The organism is Aquabacterium soli (genome assembly GCF_003933735.1).
In the GTDB taxonomy this organism is placed as follows: Bacteria; Pseudomonadota; Gammaproteobacteria; order Burkholderiales; family Burkholderiaceae_C; genus Aquabacterium; species Aquabacterium soli.
Genome location: NZ_RSED01000007.1, coordinates 53,889 through 76,753, shown reverse-complemented (window position 1 = coordinate 76,753; position 22,865 = coordinate 53,889). Strand labels below are relative to the sequence as shown.

Here is a 22,865-nt window from a genome sequence, read left to right as displayed (position 1 = left end):
CCTCTGTCGGATCGCCAGGCTCAAAAGACCCTGTCGGCAGCATCGTGATGGTGATTGGCTAGCCTGCGGCATCGACCCATCACCCTGGAGGAGACATCATGTCACGACTGCCCGCCATGCTGAGTGCAGCCACCGCGCTGCTGGTCACCCTGGGCTGCAGCACCCCGCCCGCCAGCGACCGGTCCATCGCCCTGTCGACCGACCGCGGGCAGGATGTCGCAGCCGCTGTGCTGGGCGCCGCCTCACTCACGCCGACCCAGGGCAAGGACGTGCGCGGCCTGGTGCTGTTCCGCGAAATGGACGCCACCCATGTGATGGTCCATGCGCGCGTGATCGGGCTCAAGCCCAACGCCGAGCATGGGTTTCACCTGCACGAAACCGGCAACTGTGCCAGCCCCGACGGCAACAGCGCCGGTGGTCACTTCAACCCTGCCAAGAGCGCGCATGGCCCTCAGGACGCCGAGCATCACGCGGGTGACATGCCCAGCCTCAAGGCCGACGGCAACGGCGTGGCCGATCAGAAGTTCATCCTCACGGGCGTGAGCCTGAGCCCAGGCCCCCACAGCATCGACACGCGCAGCGTGATCGTGCATGCGGATCCGGATGATTTCAAGACACAGCCCACGGGCAATTCAGGAGCGCGCCTGGCCTGCGGAGTGGTCGCGATTCAATAAGCAGATCAAAGACGGGGCAGTGTCAACGGAATGTGCTCAAATTGGCCCCATGCACAGCCCCTCGCCGTTGGAGGGCGGCTCCGTTACGCTGGACAACTGCGCGCGGGAGCCCATCCACATCCCTGGCTCCGTCCAGCCGCACGGTGCCCTGATCGCCCTTGATCTGCGGGGCAGGGTGACGCACGCCAGTGCGAACGTGGCCGACCTGCTCGGATTCGTGCCTGTGTTTGGCCAGGCACTCGCGGCCACCGACCTGGACGGCCAGCAGGATGTGCATGATCTGATACGCCAGGTGCTCGATGAAGCCCCCCAAGAGCAGATGGCTCCTCTGTCACAAGAGGCAGAACTCAACGGCCGCAGTTTCGATGTGGTCGTGCACGTCAGCGGAGACCTGGTGATCTGCGAGTTCGAGCTGCGCGACGGCGATGCCAACGAGGTCGCCAGCTTTGCTCAGAAGGCCTACCGCTCGCTGGACGTGCTCAAACGCCAGCGCACCGAACTGCGCCTGCTCGAAAGCGCCGTGCAGGCCGTTCGCGCCATGACCGGCTTCGACCGCGTGATGGCCTACCGCTTCCGCCACGACGACAGCGGCGATGTGGTGGCCGAATCTGTACGCGAAGACCTGGACCCCTACGTAGGCCGCAGGTACCCCGCCAGCGACATCCCGGCCCAGGCCCGGCGCCTGTACACCATCAACACGCTGCGCCTGATCGCCGACATCGGCTACATCCCGGTGCCGCTGCTGGCCGACACGGCCCATGACGAGCCGCTTGACCTGAGCCACAGCGTGCTGCGCAGCGTCTCGCCGGTGCACATCGAGTACCTGAGCAACATGGGGGTGGGCGCGTCGATGAGCGTGTCCATCGTGGTGGCCGGCAAGCTGTGGGGCATGATCGCCTGCCACCACATGTCGCCACGGCGTGTGCCTTATTCCATCCGCATGGCGGCCGACGTGATGGCCCAGTTGCTGGCCTCGTCGGTGCAGACGATCAACGCGCAAGCCCGTGCTGCCGAGGTGGCCCATGCCGCCTGGCTGCGCAGCGAAATCACCACGCCCGTGGCCCAGGGCGAAGACCCCCTGACGGTGCTGCAGGGCCATGCCGCCCCCCTGCGCGCGGCATTGGGCGCCGATGCCCTGGTGCTGTCGCTCGACGGCAAGGTGCGCACCCATGGCATTGAGGGCGAGGCCGATCTGGCCTGGGCCCACGCACTGCCCACTTGGCTGGGCACCCAGGCCATGCCCGTGGTGCATGTGCAGGAGGGTGAGCACCTGCCCCGTGACGATGACGGCACACCGCCGCCCTACTGCGGCGTGCTGGCCCTGCGTTACGACACCTTGCAGCAAGGCTGGGTCGTGGCACTGCGGCGCGAGCAGATCGAGACCATCCGTTGGGGAGGCAAGCCCGACAAGGAGATCGCCCATGGCCCGCTGGGCCCGCGTCTGACACCGCGCGGCTCTTTCGACGAATGGCGAGAGACCGTGCGCGGCACGGCCGTGCCCTGGAACGACACCCAGCTGGAGATCGCCTCGCAACTGCTGGACGGTCTCAGCCGCGCCAACACCGACCGCGTGATGGAGCTCGACCGCCTGCGCTCACAGCTGTGGGCCGTGCTGGGCCACGACCTGCGCAACCCCTTGCAGTCGCTGAGCATCGCAGCCAATGTGCTGGACCAGGGCGTGCAGGCCGGCCGCATGAGCTCGGTGATCAAAAACTCCGCCGGGCGCATGCAGCGCCTGCTGCGCGACGTGCTGGACATCAGCCGCCTGCAGAACGGCCTGGGCCTGGCGATGAATGTCGAAGACCTCGACCTTGTGGCCCTGGTGCTGCAGTTGATTGAAGAGACCACGGTGGGCTACCCGGACATGCAGGTGACGCACCAGTTGCCCCCCAGCCTGACCGTGCCCGCCGATGCCGGCCGTGTCTCGCAACTGATTTCCAATCTGTTGAGCAACGGCCGACACCACGGTGACGGTGTGGTGCACGTGGTGCTGCGCGAAGACGATGGCCATGCCGTGCTGGAGATCAGCAACCGCGCCCTGCCCATCCCGGAAGACGAGGTGCCCCACCTCTTCAACCCCTTCAAGCGCCAATCGCTGGGCAAGGCCGGCAACCGCACGGGGATGGGCCTGGGGCTGTACATCGCCGCGCAGATCGCTCAAAGCCACCAGGGCAGCATTGCGTACCGCTACCGCGCTGATGAAGGCATGGTGATGTTCGACGTGCGCATGCCGCTGAAGCACCCCGAACCCTGATGGCCGCCGGGTCAAAGCGCCCGGGCCCGGCTCTCGCTAAGATGGAACGCATCTCAGCCCCGCCCTCCAGAGGCCAGCCTGCTCCATGAAGTGTTCGACGCTCATCCTCGGCGCCCTGATCGCCACGCCCCTTCTGCTGAGCGCCTGCGCCGGCTCGGCGCCGCCCGCCCCTGACAAGGTGCAGCCGCCCACGGCCACGATCGAGGGGCAAGAGATCTTCGTCGTCTCACGCCCGGTGGCGCCGGGCGCCCCTGGGTTCGCACAGGCCAAGGCCGATGCGCTGAAAGAAGCCGACCACTACTGCGCCTCACTCAACAAGGGCTTGAAGGTGCAGGACACGAGCGAGGAGCGCCCTGCCCCTGGCAAACCGACCGAGCCCAAGTACGAGGTGCGCTTCAACTGCGTGGCCATCCCCGAGGCGGAATGAGCCAGGCGCTGGCGACAGCCCCTGACTTGCTCAGTTCCAGCCGATGACCTCGAGGCCCTTTTCCTGCACACAGCGCGACACGAAGTTGCGGTAGATGGGGTTGGGCTTGTCGTTGTTGAACGAGCCGCTCACCGCGCCTGTGGCCCCACCGGCCACCACGCCCTTGGCAGCGTTCTCGGCCACACGGCTGATGCCGCCGTTGAAGATGCCTGCCACCGCGCCCAGTGTGCCGCCAACGGCCGCGCCGTGTGCCGCACTGCGGGCCACGGCGTTGTCCTCGACGCGGGGCGTGAGGCCGGCATCCACCGCCTTGCCTTCACAGGCCTGCACATGGGCCTGAGCCGCCTGGGCGCCCATGCGGTTGAAGGTCTCATTGGGGTAGAGCACGGGCTTGGCCGATGAGGATTGCGGCCCGGTCTGCGCGCAGGCCGCCAGAGCTGCCACAGCGACGATCACGAGGGCAGCAGGGCTGACGGACGAAAAGGACATGGACAACTCCAGGGAGCAAAAGGCCGATAGTTGGGCCGATGGGCCGCACAGGTGCGATCACTATAGCCACAAGCCCCTGGCCAGATCCATCCCCTAAAGGGGCCGGGTGGCCGGCATGACGGCTGGGCTGTAGGCCTGCAGAAAAACCGCGGGCATGCGGCGCACGCGGCCTTCGGCGATGTCCACGCACACGTAGTGCGTCTCGGCGCGGAACACCGTCTTGCCATCCGACACGCGCACGAACTGGAAACGGCGGTGCAGCGAGAGCCGATCCACCTGCGTGATCCAGGTGCCCAGGCGCAGCACCTCGCCGAAGCGCGATGCGGCCTCATAACGCAAACGATGCTCACGCACGACCAGGCCATGGGCCTCGGCCTCATACTCGGCCGGGCCCAGGCCCAGTTGCACCGAGTGCGCCCAGGCCACCTGCTCCAACCACGTCAGGTACACGACGTTGTTGGTGTGGCGCATCATGTCGATGTGTTCATCGCCCACCGTCACGTCGAGCATGAACGGGGTGGGCTGGTCCCAGGTCAGTGTGCTGTCCATGGGCACATTGTCACTTGTCTTGCGGATCGTCATCAGGGAAGACGTCGCCTGCAGGCGGCTGCGCCTGCTTGGCAGGGGCGGCCTTCTTCTCAGGCCAGTAGCCCCCCGCGCTGAAGCGCTCCCAGCCCCAGCGCACCCAGCGCAGCATCGACGTGGCCAGCCACAGGGCCCACAGCAGCATCACCACGCGGTACAGCAGCACCGGCATCGACACCACCCAGGCCGAGGCGGTGCTCTGTGCAAAGCGGTCGGCATACCAGTGCAGGTGCTGCGCATCAGAGCCATTGCCCAGCACCATCAGGTCGGGGTAGCCCAGCAGGCCCACGCGCACGGTTTCCAGCAAGGTGCCGGCGGCCAGCACGCCCCACAGCGCCACCAGCACCTGTGCGGCCTTGAACCAGCGCGGCCCCAACCCTGCGCCCCAGCGCCCACGCGCTTCGAGCACCAGGAACCAGCCGACCACCAGCGCCACGCCGGCCAGCGACATCTGCGCCACGCCCAGGCCCAGCAGCACCCACGACACCGCGCCCAGCGGCGAGAAGTGCCAGCGGCCCAGCGCGACGGCCGCCGCCACGATCACCAGCAGCACACCCCAGAACAGCACGGCCGGCCCGACCGCCGGGCCGCCCACGGCCAGCACCACGCGGTCTTGCGGCACGTTGACGCTGAGCGCATCGTTCACGCCGGCCGCGCCCAGGTTCAGGGGCTGCGTCTGGAAGTGCGGCCCCATGCCGCGAGGTTCACGCCAGTCGACGCGCAGCTGGTGCGCACCAGGGGTGACGGGCACCATCACCACGCCCTTGGCCGCCTGCACCGGCAGTTGCTGGCCATCCACCCACAGGCCGAGCAGTTCGGCATCGGCCGGCAGTTCGACGCGGTGGTTGCCGCCCTGGCTGGAGCGCAGGCTCACCAGCGAGGATACATCGGTCGCGCGGGCCCCCGGCGTGACGGTGGTGTGCGAGCGGTCCACGGTGAAGGTCTGGCCCGCGACGCCGGCTGGGCGGCTCACCTCGATCACGATCTGCTCGCCCGGCCAGGGCTGCCAGGTCGGCATCCATCGGCCTGCGGCCTGGTGCACCACGGGTGCGATGCCGGACAGGCGCGTGTGCCATTGCGTGGAGGCGTCCAGCGTCCACACCTCGATCTGGTTCGGCTCGCGGGTGCTGTCGAGTGTGAGGCGCGGGGCCACGGCCAGGGTGCTGGAAAAGCCGGCCGATTCGCCGGCGCCCAGCAGCACGGTGGCCACCCCATCCTGCACCTGCACGGACTCGTCATTGACGGCTTCGCCCGGCATCAGGCGCACACGCACGCGCACCGGCGCCAGGCTGGGGGCGACACGCTCGATGTGCGTGTCGACCGTCCAGCGCAAGCCCAGGTGCACGGTGCGCTGCACCCGCACGAAAGGCGGCAGGGCATCGCGCTGGGTGCCGCCATCGGGCGAGGCCGCAGCGGCCTGGGCCCGCGACAGGCTCAACGCGCCGCTGGCCTGGCCACGCGCATCCAGGCCTGACAGCGTCCAGCCTTCGGTCTGCGCACGCACCTCGCGCACCGGCAGGGGCAAGGCTATGTCCACGCTGGACGCCTGGCCGGCGTCGGCTTCGAGCACCACCTGGTTGACACCGCGCGGCAAGGCCACCCACAGCGCACCGGCGCTGTCGCGGCGCGTGGCCGCCGTGCGGCCATCGACCAGCACCGACGACGGGCGCCACTGGCTGCCCTGGCCCGGCAGCGGCACGGCCACATCGGCCAGGGCGTGCACCTCCAGGCGCAGCTGGATGCGCGAGCCGTTGGCCACCACCAGCAGCCGGGCGATGTCGGCGCAGCGCGGCATGCAGTCGGGCGCGGCGGTGACGCGCTGGCGCAGTTCATCCAGCACATCGGAGGGTGGCGTGGCGGGATCGCCAGGCCTGGTCTGAGGAGCAGGCGAAGCGGGTGCCGCTTCTTCAGTGCTGGCCGGCTTGGGAGCAGGAGCGGCCCATGAGGTTCGCGGCGCGCTCAAGATGCCCAGGGCAACCGCCAGGCACACCGTGCCGGCCAGCGCCACCACCGGTGTTGCAGGCGTCTGCGTGTTGGGCCCGGGTGCCAGGCCATCACGGCCGCCCCACGCCGGAGGCCATCCCGATCCCGGTCGCCAACCACGGCCCACGATGCGCCAGAGCGCCAGCACCATCAAACCCAGGCTGAGCAGGCGCAAGGCCACCGTGCCAGCCGGCGGCAGCAGCACCAGCCGGACCTCCTGTGCGGCCTGCACCGGGCCTTGCCAGCCCAGGCGGTGCGAGGTCCATTGCCAAATGGGCAGGCCCGGGCCGGTCTGCACGCGGGCGGACGGATCGACGTCGTCACGGCGGGTGGGTGCGGGGGCAGGAACGGGCTTGGCGATGCTGGACTGGGCCACCTTGCGCGACACCGAGCCCGAGCCGTAATCGCTGCCCACCTCGGCCGGCGCAGGTGCCTCGGCCCTGGGCTCGTCGGCCGCGTCGGCCTCAGCCTCAGCCTCAGCCTCGGCTTCAGCGGCAGCCAAGGTGCGGGCACCATCTGCGTCGCCCTGGGTCTGCCATGGCCGCTCCAGCGAGGGGTAGATGGACAGGCGGACCTGGTCGACCGCATAGGGCAGCAGCACCAGCGCGATCAGCAGGGCGGCGCCGCCCTCCCCCCAGCGCACCCAGGGCACCAGGCGCCCGGCCGGCAGCACACGGCGCAGCGCATGCAGGCCCAGCAGCGCCAGCCACAGGGTCTGCGGCGCGCCCGGCATGTGCCAGGACAGCACCAGGGCCGCGCCCAGCACGCCGCCGGTGAGCACACCGAAGAGCTTGCCAGCAGCGAGCGCGCTCAGCAGCACGAAGAAGAAGTCCCACAGCGTCCAGCGCGAGAGCCAGGAGCCCTCGGCGCTGTCCACGCCCACAGCGTGCAGCAGGCGCCAGCCCGGCGGCAGGTTCAGCTTGGCCGAGGCTTGGTTCACGTCCACCTGCCAGCCGCTGGCCGGCAGCGTGCGCAGCGGACCATCAACACGGCTGTCGGCGCTCAAGCGTGCGGTGCCTCCGCGCACTTCGAAGCCTTGCGGGCCACCCTCCTTCAGGCGCGTGACCGGCTGGTCTTCGCCATCGACAGAGGCACGGCCCAGCACGGCCGGGGCGGCCATTTCCAGCCGAGAGGAGCGCGACAAGGTGCCGCCGATTTCATCGTGGGCGGTGTAGCCCTGGCCGTCGAAATCCAGCCACAACTCGCGCACCAGCTTGAGCCGGTCGGGGGCGGGCTCGGGGTTGCCGCGCCGCGATTGCGCCAGCTTGAGCGTACCGCCGGGCACCAGGCGGTAGGCGGGCAGGCTTCGCCAGTCATCGGGCATGGCCACCTGCCGCGGGTCGACCGAGGGTGCGCCCTCGACACTGACCAGCCGCACATCGTTGTGCGCCTCGAACGACCAGACCTCGGCATCGGCCGCTGCGCCGGGCAGCGTCAGGGCCAGCACGGGCAACATCAGGCGCGCCCGCAGCGACACCGTCCAGCGGCCGGGACGCGCCTGCACCACCAATGCGCCGCCTTCCTGCAGACGGGCAGGCAGGGCCGACTCCAGCGATTCGGGCACCAGGCCGGGCAGCAAGGCCACGGGCAGCACGATCTCGCGGGCCTTGCCGGACACGGCGATGTCGATGTGGGTGGTGACGCGCAGGGGCACGCCATCGTCGATGCGGCGCGAGGTGTGCACGGTGTAGGCATCGGTGCTCTGCTCGGCCTCGGGGGCCTGGCGCAGCCAGACGCGGCCATCGGCATCGGGCGTGCGGGGGGCGGGCACGCCGCCCACCCACAGCGCCAGGCTGCCCACGCCCTGCGGCAGGCGCAGATCCGGTGGCAGCTCTTTCCAGGCGATGCTGCCCTCGATCACATGGCGGCCCGGGGCCAGCAGGGCCACCGGGCGGCCGTCCTGCTCGGCCACGGGCAAGGCCTGGCCATCGGCACGGACGTCCACCGGCCATCGACCGGTTTCGCCCGGCAGGGCCACCAGCGCGGAAGGGCCGAACAGTTGCACCTCGTAGCGAAAGCGCGCACCGCCCGGATCGGCGTGCAGCGTCAGAGATGAGGGCCACACGCAGGCCTTGTCGGCTTCGGCGTTGTAGGCCGGCGGGCACAGCGCGGCCTCCTGGCCTTGAAAGGCCCAGGGCAGCCAGTCCTTCAGGGCGCCCGGCACCTCACTGCGGGGCAAGGGGCCGGCGGTGGCCCAGGCCGCTGCGCCGCCGAAGACCAGGCCCAGCAGGGGCCGCCGCGTGGCGCGCCAGGCGGTCTTCAGGACAGCCCGCACGGCGCCCGCCATGTCCCCCTCGACCCCATTGATCCTGCGCCCCATGGCATCCCCTGCAACCTGTTGTGGTGGCTGCACTCTGCCATGAAATCGGCCTGTCGCCGGGGACTTGATCACCCCCTCAAGAGAGCACGGCCAGGGCGGTGTGCTCAGCCGCCCAGCACCACGGTGCGAGAGGCCGGATAGGCCGTGCAGAGGTAGACGGCACGGCCCAGCGTGTTGCCGCTGACCTCGCCCTCGTGCACTGTGAGCTTGCAGGTGCCGCACATGCCCTGGCAGCAGCCGGCTTCGAGGTCCAGGCCATGGTCGCGGCCAGCCTGCAGCAGCGTCTTGTTCTGGTCGGCGGCAGTTAGGGTGATGCGGCGGTTCAGGTGCTTGAAGACCACCTCGGTGCCTTCGACGCTGAAGCCAGCGGCCGGGCGGGCCACGGTGTCGGGCACGGTGAAGCGCTCGGTGTGCACGCGGGTCAGGTCCACGCCCAGGGCCTGCAGGTGGGCCATGGCCTGCGTCATGAAGCCATCGGGGCCGCACAGGTAGATGTCACGCTGGCGTATGTCCGGACACAGAAGCTTCAACTGATCGGCATCCAGGCGCGGTGCGTGGCCGGCCTCGGGCGTGCCGCTCAAGGCCGTGTCGACCTTGATGCCGGCGCGGGCCCAGCGGCGCAGCGCGTCCTTGAAGATCACATCGCCGGAATGGCGAAACTGTGCGATCACCTGCAGATCAGGCCGCTCACCGGCGGGGCAGGCCAGCAGCGAATCGACCATGGAATGGCAGGGCGTGATGCCCGAGCCTGCGCACAGGTACAGCACCCTGCTCTGGTCACGGTGCACAAAGCTGCCCTGCGCGGCATTGAGGCGAAGCAGCGAGCCCGGCCGCAGGTGCTCGTGCATCCAGGCCGATCCGCGCCCTTCGGGCAGGCGCTTGACGGTGATGCTGAAGCGACCGCGCGGCAAGGCCGTGGCACTGTAGTGGCGGCGCAGCGGCTGTGCGTCGGGCCCATCGACCGGCAACAGCACCTCGACGTGCTGACCTGGGGTCATGCCGCGCCACAGCTGGTTGGGCCGCAGCTCGAAGGTCTTCACGCCCGGGGCTTCGTCGACCACACGCACCACCTGGGCCTGCAGGTCGTAGGTCCAGATGAAGCGGTTGAGCCGACGGTTGATGTCGGTCATGGTGTTGCTGGCCACGTAGTCGACCCATTGCGGATCTACACGGTCGAGCACCCAGCGGCTGGCGCCGTGCACGATGCGCTCGGCACGCTCAAGCATGGCGAGCCTCTTCTTCAGCCATGGCCTGGCGCTCGGCCGGCGTGGGGAAGGAGTACTTCCACATCGCGCCCAGGTAGTTGCGGATGGCCTGAAACCAGTTTTCGTTGCACTTGTAGGGCAAGTTGTACTTGGCACAGACCTGCTTGACCTCGCGGGCCATGTCCGGGTAGTGGCGCGAGGGGATGTCCGGGAACAGGTGGTGCTCGATCTGGTAGTTCAGGTGCCCCCACAGGATGCTCATGCGGCGGCTGCCCTTGAAGTTCACGGTGGAATCCATCTGCGACAAGTACCAGCGGCCCTTGTGGGCCAGGGCATCCTCGGGCTGCAGGGGTTCGGTCAGGTGGGTGGCCTGGATGGTCAGGCTGACCCAGTAGTTGTTGATGCCATCGGCCAGGGCGTTGCCCAGCATCACTTTCCAGAACGAGAAGCCGCTGGCCAGCGCCAGCAGCGGGAACACGGCGTATTCCTTGAACATCACACGGAACACCGACAGGCGGTGGCGGCGCTTGCAGTCGGCCAGGTCACCGCCCGGGTGCACGGGTGCATAGCCTTCGTTGCCCTTGGGGAACTTGCGCTCGCGCCAGGCCTGGCGCAGGCCCAGGTTCTGCAGGTTGAAGCCGTACAGCACGATGGGATAGGCCATGAACAGGTACATGGGCAGCTGCCAGCGGTGGTACGGGTTCCAGGGCGTGCGATCGTTCATGCGCAGGATGCCGTGGTTGAGGTCCGGGTCCATCTCGAACACATTGGTGTGCACGTGGTGCTGGCCGTTGTGCTCGCGGCGCCAGCCTTCTTCGTCGACCGGGGCCTTCCACTTGAAGTTGCGCGAGTGGAACTGCGGGATCTCGGGACAGCTGTCGTACTGGCCATGGAGCACGTTGTGGCCGATCTCGATGGCCTCGAGGTTGCGGTGCAGGGCCAGCAGCGCCACCCCGGCGCTGAAGGTGATGGGCTCGGGGCTGACCCAGATCAGGCCGCGGCCGAAGAACTCGGCCAGCCGGGACTTGAAGCGCAGGCCCTTGATGTAGGCCACATCGGCCGGCCCCAGCTTCGCCTTGTAGCGCTGCTTGATGGCCTCGAACTCGGCTTCGATCTGGTCGTAGAGGGCCGAGCGCTCGGCAGGAGGATCGGCCAGGGTGGCGGGGACGGTGGCGTGCTCAGCAGGCGAAACGTTCATCTTGGGCCCTGTGAAGGGTGGCTACAGCTGAGCGCAAGATTAACGATGCTCGTTACAGGCCCCGATCCGGGCATTCCCCATGAACGCCCAGAACGGGGGGCGTGTTATCCCCCAAGAAAAAAGCCACCGCGGGCGGTGACTTTTTTTATCAGGGCGAACAGCGCTCAGGCTTGAGGGGCCTGGCGTCGATGGCTGCGGATGGCCAGCGCCACACCGGCCAGGCCGGCCAGGGCCAGGGCTGTCGTGCCGGGTTCAGGCACGGCGGCCACGCTCGCCGTCAGGCCGCCGAAGTACACGGTGCGGCTGTAGTACGGCGAGTTGGCCGTGTTCGTGGGATCGGCCGTGAGGATGAAGTCCAGCGCCACCACGCCATAGAAGGTAGGCGGCGTGGGCATCAGATCGTTGTTCGACAGGAAATCCGGCGCAGCAAAATAGCCTTCTACCCAATACAGGCGCACGTTGTGCAGGGTGTAGTCGCCCACATTGAAACCAGCCAGTTGATGGGCGTACTCAGCGGGCGTGGTGTTCTCGCCCAGACGCGGGGTGGGATCGGCGTTCAGCGAGAACGAGTCACGGCCAAGCGACGGCACTTCGTTGCCGACCGTGGCGACACCAGTGCCGTTGTCGATGAATGACAAGCCGCCGACCGTGCTGTTGACCGTGCCGCTGAGCTGGGACACGGCTCCGGAGTAGACCGCGCGGCCCGCCTCGTAGCCGATGTTCTGCGTATACGTCGTGAAGGGGGTCTCGGCGTCATAGATGAAGCTGCCAGACACCGTCACGGCCGGGCCGCCCAGAGCCGTCAGAACGGCGGCGTTGGAAGACGCCTGAAGGAGGCCGCCGTGCAAGGTCGAATAGTTGTAGGTCACGGGCGCAGCGAGCGCCGACAGCGAAACGAACGAGGTGGCGACCGCAGCCAGCGTGGCAGCCGTGAACTTGCGCAGAACCATGAAAGGTAACTCCCTGCTGTAGACAGCAGGATTCTGCAAAAGAGTGTCACAGGGCGTCAACGCCAGCCTGAGGGGATGCGCCAAGGGTTATCCCTCAACACAAAAGAAAGCCCTCGTGTCTTCTCCCCAAGGATCAGGGCGGCGGCGGTTGCTTGGCGTCGCGCACCAACGACACCACCAGGCGGCCGACATCGGCCAGCACAGCCTCGCAGCCTTCCGCAGGCAAGGTGGCCTGCGTGAGGTAGGCCGTCACCAGCACGGGCTGCCGCCCGGGCGGCCAGAACACGGCCACGTCGTTGGCCGTGCCGGGGGCGCCTGTCCCGGTCTTGTCGCCTGGCTGCCAATCAGGGGGCACCGCATGGCGCAGACGATGCTCGCCCGTCTTCGTCTCACGCATCCACCGCACCAGCAGTTCGCGCGACGCAGGCGACAGAGCATCTCCCAGCACGGCTTGCTGCAGCCCGGCCAGCATGCCGGCGGGTGTGGTGGTGTCGCGTTCGTCGGCAGGGGGCACGGTGTCGTTCAAATCAGGCTCGTAGCGGTCCAGGCGCGTGGTGGCATCGCCCAGAGAGCGCTCGAACGCCGTGAAGGCGGCCGGCCCGCCCAGTTCCCGCAGCAGCACGTTGGCCGCGGTGTTGTCGCTCACGGTCACGGCCGCGCGAGCCAGTTGGGTCATGGTCATGCCCACCTCGCCAACGTGCCGCTCCGTGATGGGCGAGTGCGGCACCAAGGCCGCCTTGTCGATGAGCAGCAAGCGGTCCATGCGTTCTTGGCCGCGGTCTGCACGCTGCAGCACCATGGCCGCCAACGGCAGCTTGAAGGTGCTGCACATCGGGAAGCGCTCGTCCGCGCGCCAGGCCAGGCGCGCACCGGTGTGCAGGTCCAGCGCAGCCACGCCCAGGCGGCCGCCGCTGTTGCGCTCCAGGGCCCACAGGCGCTGTCGCCACGGATCGGCATCGGGTGGCGGTGTGGCCGGCCCGGTCCCATGGGCGGGCGAGGGGGGCACATCGCGAGCACAGCCGGTGGCAGCCAGGCCCATGGCAGCCGCAGCGGCCCACAGGCCGAAACGCCGCCGCTGGATGGAAAGAGGAGCGTGTTCGTTCATGGCACCTGAGTATCCACCGGCCGGCCGTTTCGTGCACGCGCCTCAACCTTCTTCCGAAGGCGTCGAGCACTCGGCATCCGACGGGTTCACCGTGCAGCGCACCTTCTTGATCACGCGCAGGCCCTGCTTGTCATACAGGCCTTTGTTGGCGATTTCGATGCGCGATTCACGCAGCATCAGGTTGTACTTCAGCGCGTTCTCGGGGGCCAGGTCCACCCAGGTTGCGGCGGGGATGCCGGCGTCGGCGGTCTTGATCAGGCCCATGGCACGCTCAAACTCGCCCACCCAGTAACCGCGCGACTTCTCGCCGAAGCCGGCCGGGAACTTGGGCTTGTTGAGCACCAGCTGGTAGGTGAGGATCATCAGCGGGAAGCGCGCGATGCCGCCCTTGGCGCCGATGCCCTTGCTCAGCTCCAGCGGCTTGTAGGCCAGCGTGGGTGCGGCGATCATGTCGACGCTGCCATTGTTGAACTTGGTGGCGAAGTTGGTGATGTCGGCCGACACGGGCTGCGCGCCCAAGCGCTGGATCATCAGGGCCTGGGCCTTGTCGTAGTCGAAGGCGGCGATCTTCTTGCCGGCCAGCGCCTCGACCGTGTTGATGCCGCGGTCCTTGACGACGGGGTAGGCGGCGCCGAAGGGGAAGATGCCGCCGATCTCGTAGTGGCCGTCGGTCATGAACCTGGCGGCCTGCGGTGCGGCGTAGGTCTGCACCACCTTGCGCACCACGTCGTAGCTGGCGGCCATGTCGATCTTGCCGCCCCTGATGATGGTGGTGGCCCCCAGGGTGTCGATGGCACCGGCCACGCCGTTGAACTGGCGCGTGCGGAAGGCCGTGGCCAGCAGCGCGTCGCACTGGCCGGCACGGAAGTCGTCCACGGCCACGGCCTCGTTGCTGTAGGCCTTGAGTTCGAGCGACACACCCGACTTGTTCATGGCCACACCGTAGTCCTTGGCCATGTTGTAGGCGTCACCCGAGGTGCCGAGGATGTCGAACACGCACACCTTCTGCGCGGCCACGGCGGTGGTGTTGATCAGGGAAGCGGCCATGCAGGCCAGGGCGATGCGCGCGAACGGCGAGATCTTGCTCATGGGAAGGGTCCTGTGTTTGTTGATGATGTCTTGGGCTTGCCGAGGTGGCCTGCAGCAAGGGCGCGATGCTATCGATGCCCCGATGGCCAACTGGGCGCTGGTGTAAGCACTTGCATAGTTCGTAGCCGGCATTGGGCCCCGGCGTTACATGACAAGGTGTTTTGTCACCAAGCTGAGGCGGCGCCGCGACACAGGTCGATGCATGCAGGCAAGTCCTCGCTGTTTACCCGCATATGTGGACACCGTACACAAACCATGATAATTTTGCGGATGTGCCGTTGCCCAAGCGGCCCTGACAACCCAGAGGACCACACCATGCACATCCAACCTTATCTGTCCTTCAATGGTCGCTGCGAAGAGGCCCTGAACTTCTACCGCGACCAACTCGGCGGCCAGATCACCGCCTTGATGCGCTTCAAGGAAAGCCCGGAGCCGCCGCCCGAGGGCACGATGCCTCCAGGCACAGGCGACAAGGTCATGCATTCGAGCATCCGCATCGGCGACAGCGAGATCATGGCCACCGACGGCTACTGCGCTGGCACGCAAGGCTTCCAGGGCATCTCGCTGACCTTGGCCGTGGCCGACGAGGCCGAGGCCCGGCAGCGCTTCGACGCACTGTCCCAGGGCGGGCAGGTGACCATGCCGCTGGGCAAGACCTTCTTCTCACCCAGCTTCGGGGTGGTCAACGACCGCTTCGGGGTGAACTGGATGGTGATCGTGCCGGCTCCGATGCCCACGTGAGCATGGGCGAACGGGGCAGGGTCAGGCCAGGCCCTGTTCGACCATGTCCAGCAGACGCTGACCCAGCACGCGGATCTGCGTGGCGCTCACCTCACGCAGGGGTCCGTCGATCACCAGCAGCGCCAGCCCATGCACCGCCGACCAGGCCAGGTATTCGGCGCCCAGGCGCTTGTCGGCCGGCAGCACGCCGGCGTGGGCCATGCGGTCCAGCGCCGCGCCCAGCAACTGGAAGGGGTTCAGGCCACTGTCACCGGCCTTGGCCGGGTCGGCCGCCACCCGCGGATCACCCGGCACCGAGAAGGCCGTTCTGAACAGGCCCGGCTCGGCCAGCGCGAAACGCAGATAGCCCGCCCCCACGGCCCGGAGGCTGGCACGGGCGGCTTCGGCGGCGGCACGCTTGCCCCGCGCGGTCGGCACGGCGGTATCCATGCCTGCCTCCATGGCGCGGGCCAGCGAGGACAGCGCCGCTGAACGCACGGCCTGCAGCAGATCTTCGCGGTTGGCGAAATGGCGGTAGGCGGCGTTGGGCACCACGCCGGCACGCCGGGTGGCCTCGCGCAACACCACGGCGTCGGGGCCGCCGGCGCGGGCCAGTTCGATGCCGGCCTCGAGCAGGGCCTGGCGCAGATCGCCATGTCGGTAGGTGGTGCGCGCAGGGGGTGGCTCAGCCCTGGAAGATGCGGTGGATGATCGGGCGTGTGTGCCCGGGGTCGTGCTGCGTGTCATCGTGCCTCCAGGTGGACATTGTCCATCGCCGCTGCTATCTTATTGTGTACACCGTACACAAATCAACATGCCCCACGTCGCTTTCACTGCCCACCTGCTGCGACACGTGCCCTGCCCCGATGGCGAGGTGCGCGGCGACACGCTGCGCACGGTGCTGGACGCCATCTTCGAGCAGCATCCAGCCGCACGTGGCTATGTGCTGGATGAACACGGCGCGCTGCGCCGGCACGTGGTGGTGTTCATCGATGGCGTGCGCGCACAGGACCGCCGCGCACTGAGTGACCCGGTCGGCCCTGACAGCCAAGTCCATGTGCTGCAGGCCCTGACCGGGGGCTGATCAACGCTTCCCGCCAACACGACCTCCACGGAGAAACCCATGAGCGATCTCTGCCTGCTGGGCACCCGCAAGGGCCTGATCACCTTGCACCGCGGCCCCACCGGCTGGGCCCTGGCCGATGCCGTGCACTTCCTGGGCGAGCCGGTGTCGGCCGTGCTGGCCGACCCGCGCGATGGCCAGTGGTATGCCGCCCTGCGGCTGGGTCATTTCGGGGTCAAGCTGCACCGCTCGGCCGACCAGGGCCGAACCTGGACCGAGGTGGGTGTGCCAGCCTACCCCGCACCGGTTGCGGGCAGCGATGAAAAACCGGACACGCTGGACCAGATCTGGTGCCTGGAGCCGGGCGGTGCAGATCAACCCGGCGTGCTGTGGGCCGGCACCATCCCCGGCGGGCTGTTCCGCAGCGGCGACCGCGGGCAATCGTGGCAACTGATGACCGACCTGTGGGACCGCCCCGAGCGCAAAGAGTGGTTCGGCGGTGGCTACGACCACCCCGGCATCCATTCGATCAATGTGGATCCGCGCGACAGCCGCCACGTCACCGTGGGCATCTCGTGCGGCGGCGTCTGGCAGACACATGATGGCGGCGCCACCTGGCAGCTCACCGCCGACGGCATGCGCGCCGCCTACATGCCGCCCGAGCTGGCGGGCAGCCCCAACATCCAGGATCCGCACCGGCTGCTGCACTGCCCGGGCCACCCCGAGGTGCTCTGGGCCCAGCACCACAACGGCGTGTTCCGCAGCACCGATGGGGCGCGCCACTGGCATGAGATCAGTGACGTGCCGCCCTCGGGCTTCGGTTTCGCGCTGGCGGTGCACCCGCGCAATGCGGACACGGCCTGGTTCGTGCCGGCCGTGAAGGACGAGACCCGTGTGCCGGTGGACGCGAAGCTGGTGGTCAGCCGCACGCGCGACGGCGGCCGCAGTTTCGAGGTGCTGCGCCAGGGCCTGCCCCAGCAGCATGCCTACGACCTGGCCTACCGCCACGGACTGGCCGTGGACGACGCCGGACAATGCCTGGTGCTGGGCTCGACCACGGGCGGCTTGTGGGTCTCCGACGACCAGGGGGATCATTGGCAGGCCGTGTCCAACCACCTGCCTCCGGTGTACTGTGTGGGCTTCGTGCCACCCGCCAGTCCGTGAAACCCATGTCCATCCTGGAAGCCACCCTGCCCGATTCGATGCAGGAGATCACCATCACCGCCCCCGGCGCGCCCGAGGTGCTGCAGTTGCGCACCGTGCCCCTGCCCCGGCCCATCGAGGGCGAGCTGCTGATCCGCGTGGAAGCCGCCGGCATCAACCGCCCCGACGTGCTGCAGCGCCAGGGCAAGTACCCGCCGCCGCCCGGCGCCAACCCCGCACCTGGTCTGGAGATCGCGGGTGAGGTGGTGGGCGCCGGCCCCGGTGCCCAGGGCTTCGTGCTGGGCGACAAGGTGTGTGCCCTGGTCAACGGGGGCGGCTACGCGCAGTACTGCACCGTGCCGGCCACCCAGGCCCTGCCCTGGCCCACCGGGCTGAGCGCGGTGCAGGCCGCGGCTCTGCCCGAGACCTTCTTCACCGTGTGGGCCAATGTGTTCATGATGGGCCGCGTCAAGGCTGGTGATGCGCTGCTCGTGCACGGTGGCACCAGCGGCATTGGCACCACGGCGCTGATGCTGGCGCGCGAGTTCGGCGTGCGGGCCTTTGCCACCGCCGGCAGCGCCGAGAAATGCGAGGCCGTGCGCCAACTGGGCGCCGAGCCCATCAACCACCGTGAGCAGGATTTCAGCCGCGAGGTGCTGACCGCCACGGGCGGGCGCGGCGTCGATGCCATCCTGGACATCATGGGTGCGGCCTATTTCCAGCGCAACATCGCCACGCTGGCCATGGACGGCCGCCTGCTGGTGATCGGCTTCCTGGGCGGCGCCCGCGCCGAGCAGTTGGACCTGGCCGCCGTGGCCAGCCGCCGCCTGACCATCACCGGATCGACCATGCGCGGCCGCACACGCGACGAGAAGGCCGTCATTGCCCGCGAGCTGCAGAGCATGGTCTGGCCGGCCCTGAACGCCGGACGCTGCCTGCCGCTGATCCACGCCACCTTCCCGCTGGAACAGGCCGCAGAGGCGCACCGCCTGATGGAAGGCGGCGACCACATCGGCAAGATCGTGCTGGAGGTGGCGCACTGAGCGCCAAGACTCGCCTCAGACCGCCATCTCGGCCCGGTTGCGGCCGTGGTGCTTGGCGCGGTAAAGCGCATCGTCGGCCCGCTTGACCAGCGCGGCCGGCGGCTCACTGCCATGAGGCACGGTCGAGGCCACACCGATGCTGCAGGTGATGCGCACGGGCGCACCCTGGTGCGACAGGCTGATCTCGCGCACCTGCTGCAGCAGGCGCTCGGCCACCACGCGGGCGCCCTCGCCATCGGTCTGGGCCAGCAGCACCACGAACTCCTCGCCGCCATAGCGCGCCACGAAATCGGTGGATCGGCCCATGCTGCCGCTCAGGGCCTGGCTGACGGCCTGCAGGCAGGCATCGCCAAAGGGGTGGCCGTAGGTGTCGTTGATGGATTTGAAATGGTCCAGGTCCACCAGCATCACGGACACCGGCGCGCCATGGCGGCATTGGCGCTCCCATTCGTACTGGAACTGCCGGTCGAAGTGCGGGCGGTTGGGGATCTGCGTGAGGCCATCGGTCAGGCTGGCCAGCTCCAGGCTGCGGGCACGTGCGTCGGACAGGCGCTGCGTCTGCAGCATGTGCCAGTAGTCGTCGTGCACCACGCGGGATGAGCGCACCAGGTAGATGCCGAAGGCACCTTCCAGCGCGGCCATCATCAGGTGCGAGGCGGTCGGCATCAGCACCTCGACCAGGAACACGGGCGCGATCATCAGGCCCGGATAGCTCAGCCGCAGGGTCGGGTTGATGCCCACCATGGTGTTGCCGCCAGCACAGAAGCCCACGGTGGCGGCCAGCATCACCCACGACAGGGTCTCGTCCGGCGCGTGGGCCATGCACCAGGCCGTGAGCGCGCCCCAGTAGAACGCCATCAGCAGCGTCAACACCGTGAACACCCAACTGGTGGTGCGCAGGCGCACCGTGAGCAGGTGCTCCAGCCGGTGGTTCAAGGCCATGCGCAGCAGCGCCAGCAGGCCCAGGCCCAACACGTTCAGCCAGGCGAACAGCGGCCAGCGCTCATGCGTGCCGGTGGCCAGCACCAACGTGAACCAGATGGCAGGGTAGACAAAGGTGCCCGTGGCACTGCGCGCCGCGGTGTCGAGCACACAGCGCCGGGCCAGTTGTTCGTCGCTTTGGGGTGCTTGGGACTCCAGGGCGGGCAGCGACGTGGCAGACCCCAGGGATATGGACAAGGAAATGTTCCGAAAAGACAAGTCACCGTGGATATCGGGCATCTGTGACGCGTCTTGAGCCTCATTTTTACCCGGGTAATATTGACAAGACAATTTCACCCGGGTAAATTCAACTTTCATGAGCACACCACCTGACCATTCCCCGCCCGCTGCCCACTGGACAGCCTTTGCCGGCACACGCCTGCTGCACCGCGGCTCGCCGCTGGAGGTGGCCCTGGCGGTGCAGGCCGCCTTGCGACATGACCCCAACGCCAGCGTGTTGACCTTCGACGACCAGCAGGGCCGCAGCGTCGACCTGGACCTGCGCGGCAGCGCCGAGGACATCGCCGCACGCCTGGCGCTGCAGTTGGGTCCGCCAGCGGAGGCAGAGGCTGCCAGCCCCTTGTCGGCCGATGCCCACGCGCGCAGCCCGGGCCGCCCCAAGTTGGGCGTGGTCGCCCGTGAGGTAACCCTGTTGCCGCGCCACTGGGACTGGCTGGGCGCCCAGCCCGGCGGGGCCTCGGTGACGCTGCGCAAGCTGGTGGACACCGCCCGCACCGCCTCCTCGGCGCAAGAACGCATCCGCCAGGCCCAGGCCAGTGCCGACCGCTTCATGATGGCCATGGCGGGTGATCTGCCAGGCTATGAAGAGGTGGCCCGGGCGCTGTATGCCGGTCAGCGCGAGCGTTTCAATGCATTGACGGAACCCTGGCCCGTCGATCTGCGTGATCACAGCCGGCGCCTGGCCGAACCGGCCTTCGAGCCAGCAACCGCCCCGGCTGAGCCAGGTTGAGGATCAGAACAGGGGCAGCGATTCGCCCAGGCGCCAGGCGGCGGCGGGCTCCTGGGCCGCCACCGGCTCGCTGCCCGGCCGCCGCAGCCCTTCCACCTTCACGCCGATCAGGCGCAGGCGCTGGTCCAGCGGCACGGTCTTCAGGCAACGCCCCGCCCACTGACGGATGGTGGCCGCATCCTGCGTGTGCGCCGGCAGCGTCACCACCCGGGTCACGATCTTGAAATCGTCATAGCGCAGCTTCACGCCAATGGATCGGCCTTCGAAACCCTTGCGTTCCAGGTCGCTGGCCACCTGCTCGCACAGGCGCGTGAAGATGGCACCCAGCGCATCCCGGTCCTGCCGCGGGTGCAGGTCACGCTCGAAGGTGGTTTCGCGGCTGAGCGACTTGGGCTCGCGGTAGGTGACCACGGGCCGGTCGTCCCGGCCATGCGCCGCCTCATGCAGCCACAGGCCGTAATTGGCGCCGAAGTGCTGCACCAGCCATTCGGGCTCGGCCGCGGCCAGCTCGCCGATGGTGTGCACGCCCAGGGCCTCCAGCCGGGCGCTGGCCTTGGGCCCGATGCCGTTGATGCGCTTGGCCGGCAGCGGCCAGATGCGCTCAGGGATGCCGCTGAGTTCCAGCAAGGTCAGGCCATCGGGCTTGTCCAGATCGGAGCACAGCTTGGACAGCAGCTTGTTGGGCGTGATGCCGACCGAGCAGCTCAGCCCGGTGGCGTGGTGCACAGCGTCCTTCAGGCGCTGGCCGAGCGCGCGGATACCGCCCAGCGGGTCGCCATCAACCGCGTCCTGCGCGCCCGGCACCTCGGTCAGGTCGAGGTAGATCTCGTCAATGCCCCGGTCTTCCATCACCGGGGCGATCTCGACCACGGCGGCCTTGAACAGGCGCGAGTAGCGGCGGTACTCGTCGAAATCCGTGGGCAGCAGGACGGCGTCTGGCGCCAGGGCCGCGGCCTTCATCAGGCCCATGGCCGAGTGCACGCCAAAGGCGCGGGCCGCGTAGGTGGCGGTGGTGACCACGCCGCGGCCGGCGTAATGGCGCAGGGTGGAGAAGCTCAGCGAACCATCGGGCTGCGGTTCGGGCTGGTGGCGGCGCCCCCCGCCGATGACCACGGGCTGGCCGGTGAGCTGCGGGTAGCGCAGCAGTTCAACGGACGCGTAGAAGGCGTCCATGTCCAGGTGGGCGATCCAGCGTCGGCTCATGCTGGGCCGAACTGTAGCGCGTGGGCACGGAGTCCGCCGGCCTGGGTGATCAGGCCAGGCGATCAAATCAGATGATCAAGCCGTGATGTCCAGCAGGGTGCCGGTCATCTTCTGGTCGGTCTCGACGGTCTTCAGGTTGGCCACGAAGGCATAGCCCGCCCCCAGCTGATTGACCACGTCGCCCGTGAAATCCGGGCCGGGCGTGTTCACCAGGCTGACGGTCGTGCTGACGCCGCCCTCGGGCTGCGCCTGCTGGGTGACCGTCTGCCGCCGGAAACCCAGCGTCTGGGCATTGGCGATGTTGTTCGACGCCACGTCAAGTTGAACCCGAGCGGCCTGCATGCCCGACAGGGCAATGGTGGAAACTGGTTTCATGAGCACACCTCTTGGTCGTGCTATCGACAGAAAAGAAGGGTGCTTGAGACCTTTTTCATGCGGCCTCACAACTTTTCATCAAGCAAAAAGGATCAATCTGACAGCTTGTGGCGTTGCCGCCAGGCCGCCGGCGTCATGCCCGTGGCCTTCTTGAACAGGCGCCCGAAAGCGACCCGGTCCTGATATCCCACCCGTTCGGCCACCTCGGGCACGGGCAGGTGTTCGGTCTGCAGCAGGTCCTGGGCGCGCTCGATGCGCACGGCCTGCTGGTACTGGATCGGCGTCATGCCCGTGGCGGCCAGGAAACGCCGCTGCAGGGTGCGCACGCTCACGTGCGCCAGGGTGGCCAGCTCATCCAATGCCAGCGCCTCGGCGTGGCGCGCCACCAAGGTGGCCTCGACGCGGCGCATCTCGGGGTCGCCATGGCGGCGCCAGCCGTAAGGGGGCATGTAGTGCGTCTGCGGTCCGCGGTGTTCGTCGATCACCATCATCTGCGCCACGCGGCGCGCCGTGTCACGCCCGGCCAGGCGACGCATCACCTGCAGGCACCCGTCCATCGCAGCCATCGAACCGCCCGAGCAGATCAGGCCGCCGTCGTCCGTGAGGTTCTCATGGGCCTGCACCTGCACCTGCGGAAACCGCTGCTGGAAAGCATCGGCCAGCATCCAGTGCAAGGTGGCCGGCCGCTGGTCCAGCCGCCCGGTGGCCGCCAGCAGGTAGGCGCCGGTGCACAGCGAGGCCAGCAGCACCTGCGGGGGCAGGTCTTGCAAGGCCTGGATCAGCGCGGCGTTCTCGGCCACGGCGGGTTCGCCATCCGTCCACAACGACGGGATCAGCACCGCATGCGCCTCTGCCATGCGGGACGCATCGCCATCCACGCTGAGCAGCCCGTCCGGGTGGGGCACGGGCTGGCCATCGGCGCTCAGGCGCAGCAGCTCGAAGCGGTGCAGCCCGGGCACCTGGTTGCCCATGCGGAAGATGTCCATCACCAGACCGATGCTGGCCAGGCTGTGGTGCCGGCAGAGCACCACGGCCACGCGGTGCAACTGCTTGGGCGGCCGGCTGCGGGGCGCCAGCGCATTGTCCAT

21 protein-coding genes are annotated in these 22,865 nt (G+C 68.4%); 8 read left to right on the top strand and 13 right to left on the bottom strand.

Going from position 1 to position 22,865, the window contains the following annotated elements; translation table 11 throughout:
• Positions 1–98 precede the first annotated feature (98 nt).
• The 3 genes from EIP75_RS10380 (at position 99) to EIP75_RS10370 (ending at position 3,355) form a co-directional block, all read left to right on the top strand.
• Positions 99–674 carry a superoxide dismutase family protein gene (locus EIP75_RS10380; protein ID WP_125243202.1) on the top strand — a complete coding sequence of 192 codons (576 nt, stop codon included), beginning with the start codon at positions 99–101 and terminating at the stop codon, positions 672–674.
• 49 nt (positions 675–723) lie between these two features.
• Positions 724–2,928: an ATP-binding protein gene (locus EIP75_RS10375; protein ID WP_125243201.1), complete on the top strand. Its 2,205-nt coding sequence runs from the start codon at positions 724–726 to the stop codon at positions 2,926–2,928.
• An 85-nt stretch (positions 2,929–3,013) separates the two neighbouring features.
• The gene (locus EIP75_RS10370) at positions 3,014–3,355 is read left to right on the top strand and encodes a hypothetical protein (protein WP_125243200.1); all 342 of its coding nucleotides are present in this window, start codon (positions 3,014–3,016) and stop codon (positions 3,353–3,355) included.
• Between the two features lie 30 nt (positions 3,356–3,385).
• Here EIP75_RS10370 and EIP75_RS10365 read toward each other — a convergent pair whose 3' ends face one another.
• The 8 genes from EIP75_RS10365 to EIP75_RS10330 form a co-directional block, all read right to left on the bottom strand.
• Positions 3,386–3,844, bottom strand: a complete 459-nt coding sequence (locus tag EIP75_RS10365; protein WP_125243199.1) for a glycine zipper family protein — start codon at positions 3,842–3,844, stop codon at positions 3,386–3,388.
• 93 nt (positions 3,845–3,937) lie between these two features.
• Positions 3,938–4,393, bottom strand: a complete 456-nt coding sequence (locus EIP75_RS10360) for an acyl-CoA thioesterase (RefSeq protein WP_158622808.1) — start codon at positions 4,391–4,393, stop codon at positions 3,938–3,940.
• A 10-nt stretch (positions 4,394–4,403) separates the two neighbouring features.
• On the bottom strand, positions 4,404–8,687 hold the full coding sequence (locus tag EIP75_RS10355; protein WP_125243197.1) for a hypothetical protein: 4,284 nt from the start codon (positions 8,685–8,687) through the stop codon (positions 4,404–4,406).
• 149 nt (positions 8,688–8,836) lie between these two features.
• Complete coding sequence (locus EIP75_RS10350) at positions 8,837–9,958, bottom strand: flavin reductase family protein (RefSeq protein ID WP_125243196.1); 1,122 nt, start codon at positions 9,956–9,958, stop codon at positions 8,837–8,839.
• The gene (locus EIP75_RS10345; protein ID WP_125243195.1) at positions 9,951–11,135 is read right to left on the bottom strand and encodes a fatty acid desaturase family protein; all 1,185 of its coding nucleotides are present in this window, start codon (positions 11,133–11,135) and stop codon (positions 9,951–9,953) included. The genes EIP75_RS10350 and EIP75_RS10345 overlap by 8 nt, the downstream gene beginning before the upstream one ends.
• Positions 11,136–11,299: 164 nt before the next feature.
• On the bottom strand, positions 11,300–12,085 hold the full coding sequence (locus EIP75_RS10340) for a PEP-CTERM sorting domain-containing protein (protein WP_125243194.1): 786 nt from the start codon (positions 12,083–12,085) through the stop codon (positions 11,300–11,302).
• 133 nt (positions 12,086–12,218) lie between these two features.
• Positions 12,219–13,190, bottom strand: coding sequence for a class A beta-lactamase (gene bla, locus EIP75_RS10335; RefSeq protein ID WP_125243193.1), 972 nt, complete (start codon positions 13,188–13,190; stop codon positions 12,219–12,221).
• Between the two features lie 42 nt (positions 13,191–13,232).
• Complete coding sequence (locus EIP75_RS10330) at positions 13,233–14,279, bottom strand: putative solute-binding protein (protein WP_125243192.1); 1,047 nt, start codon at positions 14,277–14,279, stop codon at positions 13,233–13,235.
• A gap of 315 nt (positions 14,280–14,594) precedes the next feature.
• Here EIP75_RS10330 and EIP75_RS10325 point away from each other — a divergent pair, with 315 nt between their 5' ends.
• Positions 14,595–15,020 (top strand): VOC family protein, encoded by a 426-nt coding sequence (locus EIP75_RS10325; protein WP_125243191.1) that lies wholly within the window; start codon positions 14,595–14,597, stop codon positions 15,018–15,020.
• Positions 15,021–15,041: 21 nt separating this feature from the next.
• On the opposite strand, the gene EIP75_RS10320 is transcribed toward EIP75_RS10325, so the two are convergent.
• Positions 15,042–15,746: a TetR/AcrR family transcriptional regulator gene (locus EIP75_RS10320; protein ID WP_125243190.1), complete on the bottom strand. Its 705-nt coding sequence runs from the start codon at positions 15,744–15,746 to the stop codon at positions 15,042–15,044.
• A gap of 67 nt (positions 15,747–15,813) precedes the next feature.
• Between EIP75_RS10320 and EIP75_RS10315 the strand changes: the two genes are divergently transcribed.
• The 3 genes from EIP75_RS10315 to EIP75_RS10305 are packed head-to-tail and all read left to right on the top strand — an operon-like array spanning position 15,814 to position 18,248.
• Complete coding sequence (locus EIP75_RS10315; RefSeq protein ID WP_125243189.1) at positions 15,814–16,083, top strand: MoaD/ThiS family protein; 270 nt, start codon at positions 15,814–15,816, stop codon at positions 16,081–16,083.
• A 39-nt stretch (positions 16,084–16,122) separates the two neighbouring features.
• The gene (locus tag EIP75_RS10310) at positions 16,123–17,226 is read left to right on the top strand and encodes a WD40/YVTN/BNR-like repeat-containing protein (RefSeq protein ID WP_125243188.1); all 1,104 of its coding nucleotides are present in this window, start codon (positions 16,123–16,125) and stop codon (positions 17,224–17,226) included.
• Positions 17,227–17,264: 38 nt separating this feature from the next.
• Positions 17,265–18,248, top strand: coding sequence for an NAD(P)H-quinone oxidoreductase (locus EIP75_RS10305; RefSeq protein WP_199758562.1), 984 nt, complete (start codon positions 17,265–17,267; stop codon positions 18,246–18,248).
• A gap of 15 nt (positions 18,249–18,263) precedes the next feature.
• On the opposite strand, the gene EIP75_RS10300 is transcribed toward EIP75_RS10305, so the two are convergent.
• Entirely contained in the window at positions 18,264–19,427 is a 1,164-nt protein-coding gene (locus EIP75_RS10300; protein WP_158622807.1) for a GGDEF domain-containing protein, read from the bottom strand.
• A 118-nt stretch (positions 19,428–19,545) separates the two neighbouring features.
• On the opposite strand from EIP75_RS10300, the gene EIP75_RS10295 reads away from it, so the two are divergent.
• Entirely contained in the window at positions 19,546–20,199 is a 654-nt protein-coding gene (locus tag EIP75_RS10295) for a DUF2239 family protein (protein WP_125243185.1), read from the top strand.
• Positions 20,200–20,202: 3 nt separating this feature from the next.
• Here EIP75_RS10295 and dinB read toward each other — a convergent pair whose 3' ends face one another.
• The 3 genes from dinB to EIP75_RS10280 form a co-directional block, all read right to left on the bottom strand.
• A complete protein-coding gene (gene dinB / locus EIP75_RS10290) occupies positions 20,203–21,402 on the bottom strand; it encodes a DNA polymerase IV (protein WP_125243184.1) in 1,200 nt (399 codons plus the stop codon).
• A gap of 75 nt (positions 21,403–21,477) precedes the next feature.
• Positions 21,478–21,777, bottom strand: a complete 300-nt coding sequence (locus tag EIP75_RS10285; protein ID WP_125243183.1) for a flagellar basal body protein — start codon at positions 21,775–21,777, stop codon at positions 21,478–21,480.
• A gap of 92 nt (positions 21,778–21,869) precedes the next feature.
• The gene (locus EIP75_RS10280; protein ID WP_125243182.1) at positions 21,870–22,865 is read right to left on the bottom strand and encodes a GlxA family transcriptional regulator; all 996 of its coding nucleotides are present in this window, start codon (positions 22,863–22,865) and stop codon (positions 21,870–21,872) included.

Excerpts from the sequence above, each read along its gene's own strand:
- EIP75_RS10325 (WP_125243191.1), top strand. The coding sequence starts at position 14,595 with ATGCACATCCAACCTTATCTGTCCTTCAATGGTCGCTGCGAAGAGGCC.
- EIP75_RS10285 (WP_125243183.1), bottom strand. The coding sequence starts at position 21,777 with ATGAAACCAGTTTCCACCATTGCCCTGTCGGGCATGCAGGCCGCTCGG.
- EIP75_RS10320 (WP_125243190.1), bottom strand. The coding sequence starts at position 15,746 with ATGACACGCAGCACGACCCCGGGCACACACGCCCGATCATCCACCGCA.
- EIP75_RS10350 (WP_125243196.1), bottom strand. The coding sequence starts at position 9,958 with ATGCTTGAGCGTGCCGAGCGCATCGTGCACGGCGCCAGCCGCTGGGTG.
- EIP75_RS10370 (WP_125243200.1), top strand. The coding sequence starts at position 3,014 with ATGAAGTGTTCGACGCTCATCCTCGGCGCCCTGATCGCCACGCCCCTT.
- EIP75_RS10295 (WP_125243185.1), top strand. The coding sequence starts at position 19,546 with ATGAGCACACCACCTGACCATTCCCCGCCCGCTGCCCACTGGACAGCC.
- EIP75_RS10380 (WP_125243202.1), top strand. The coding sequence starts at position 99 with ATGTCACGACTGCCCGCCATGCTGAGTGCAGCCACCGCGCTGCTGGTC.
- EIP75_RS10340 (WP_125243194.1), bottom strand. The coding sequence starts at position 12,085 with ATGGTTCTGCGCAAGTTCACGGCTGCCACGCTGGCTGCGGTCGCCACC.
- EIP75_RS10280 (WP_125243182.1), bottom strand. The coding sequence starts at position 22,865 with ATGGACAATGCGCTGGCGCCCCGCAGCCGGCCGCCCAAGCAGTTGCAC.
- EIP75_RS10330 (WP_125243192.1), bottom strand. The coding sequence starts at position 14,279 with ATGAGCAAGATCTCGCCGTTCGCGCGCATCGCCCTGGCCTGCATGGCC.
- EIP75_RS10360 (WP_158622808.1), bottom strand. The coding sequence starts at position 4,393 with ATGGACAGCACACTGACCTGGGACCAGCCCACCCCGTTCATGCTCGAC.
- EIP75_RS10310 (WP_125243188.1), top strand. The coding sequence starts at position 16,123 with ATGAGCGATCTCTGCCTGCTGGGCACCCGCAAGGGCCTGATCACCTTG.
- dinB (WP_125243184.1), bottom strand. The coding sequence starts at position 21,402 with ATGAGCCGACGCTGGATCGCCCACCTGGACATGGACGCCTTCTACGCG.
- EIP75_RS10375 (WP_125243201.1), top strand. The coding sequence starts at position 724 with ATGCACAGCCCCTCGCCGTTGGAGGGCGGCTCCGTTACGCTGGACAAC.
- EIP75_RS10365 (WP_125243199.1), bottom strand. The coding sequence starts at position 3,844 with ATGTCCTTTTCGTCCGTCAGCCCTGCTGCCCTCGTGATCGTCGCTGTG.
- EIP75_RS10345 (WP_125243195.1), bottom strand. The coding sequence starts at position 11,135 with ATGAACGTTTCGCCTGCTGAGCACGCCACCGTCCCCGCCACCCTGGCC.
- bla (WP_125243193.1), bottom strand. The coding sequence starts at position 13,190 with ATGAACGAACACGCTCCTCTTTCCATCCAGCGGCGGCGTTTCGGCCTG.
- EIP75_RS10305 (WP_199758562.1), top strand. The coding sequence starts at position 17,265 with ATGCAGGAGATCACCATCACCGCCCCCGGCGCGCCCGAGGTGCTGCAG.
- EIP75_RS10315 (WP_125243189.1), top strand. The coding sequence starts at position 15,814 with ATGCCCCACGTCGCTTTCACTGCCCACCTGCTGCGACACGTGCCCTGC.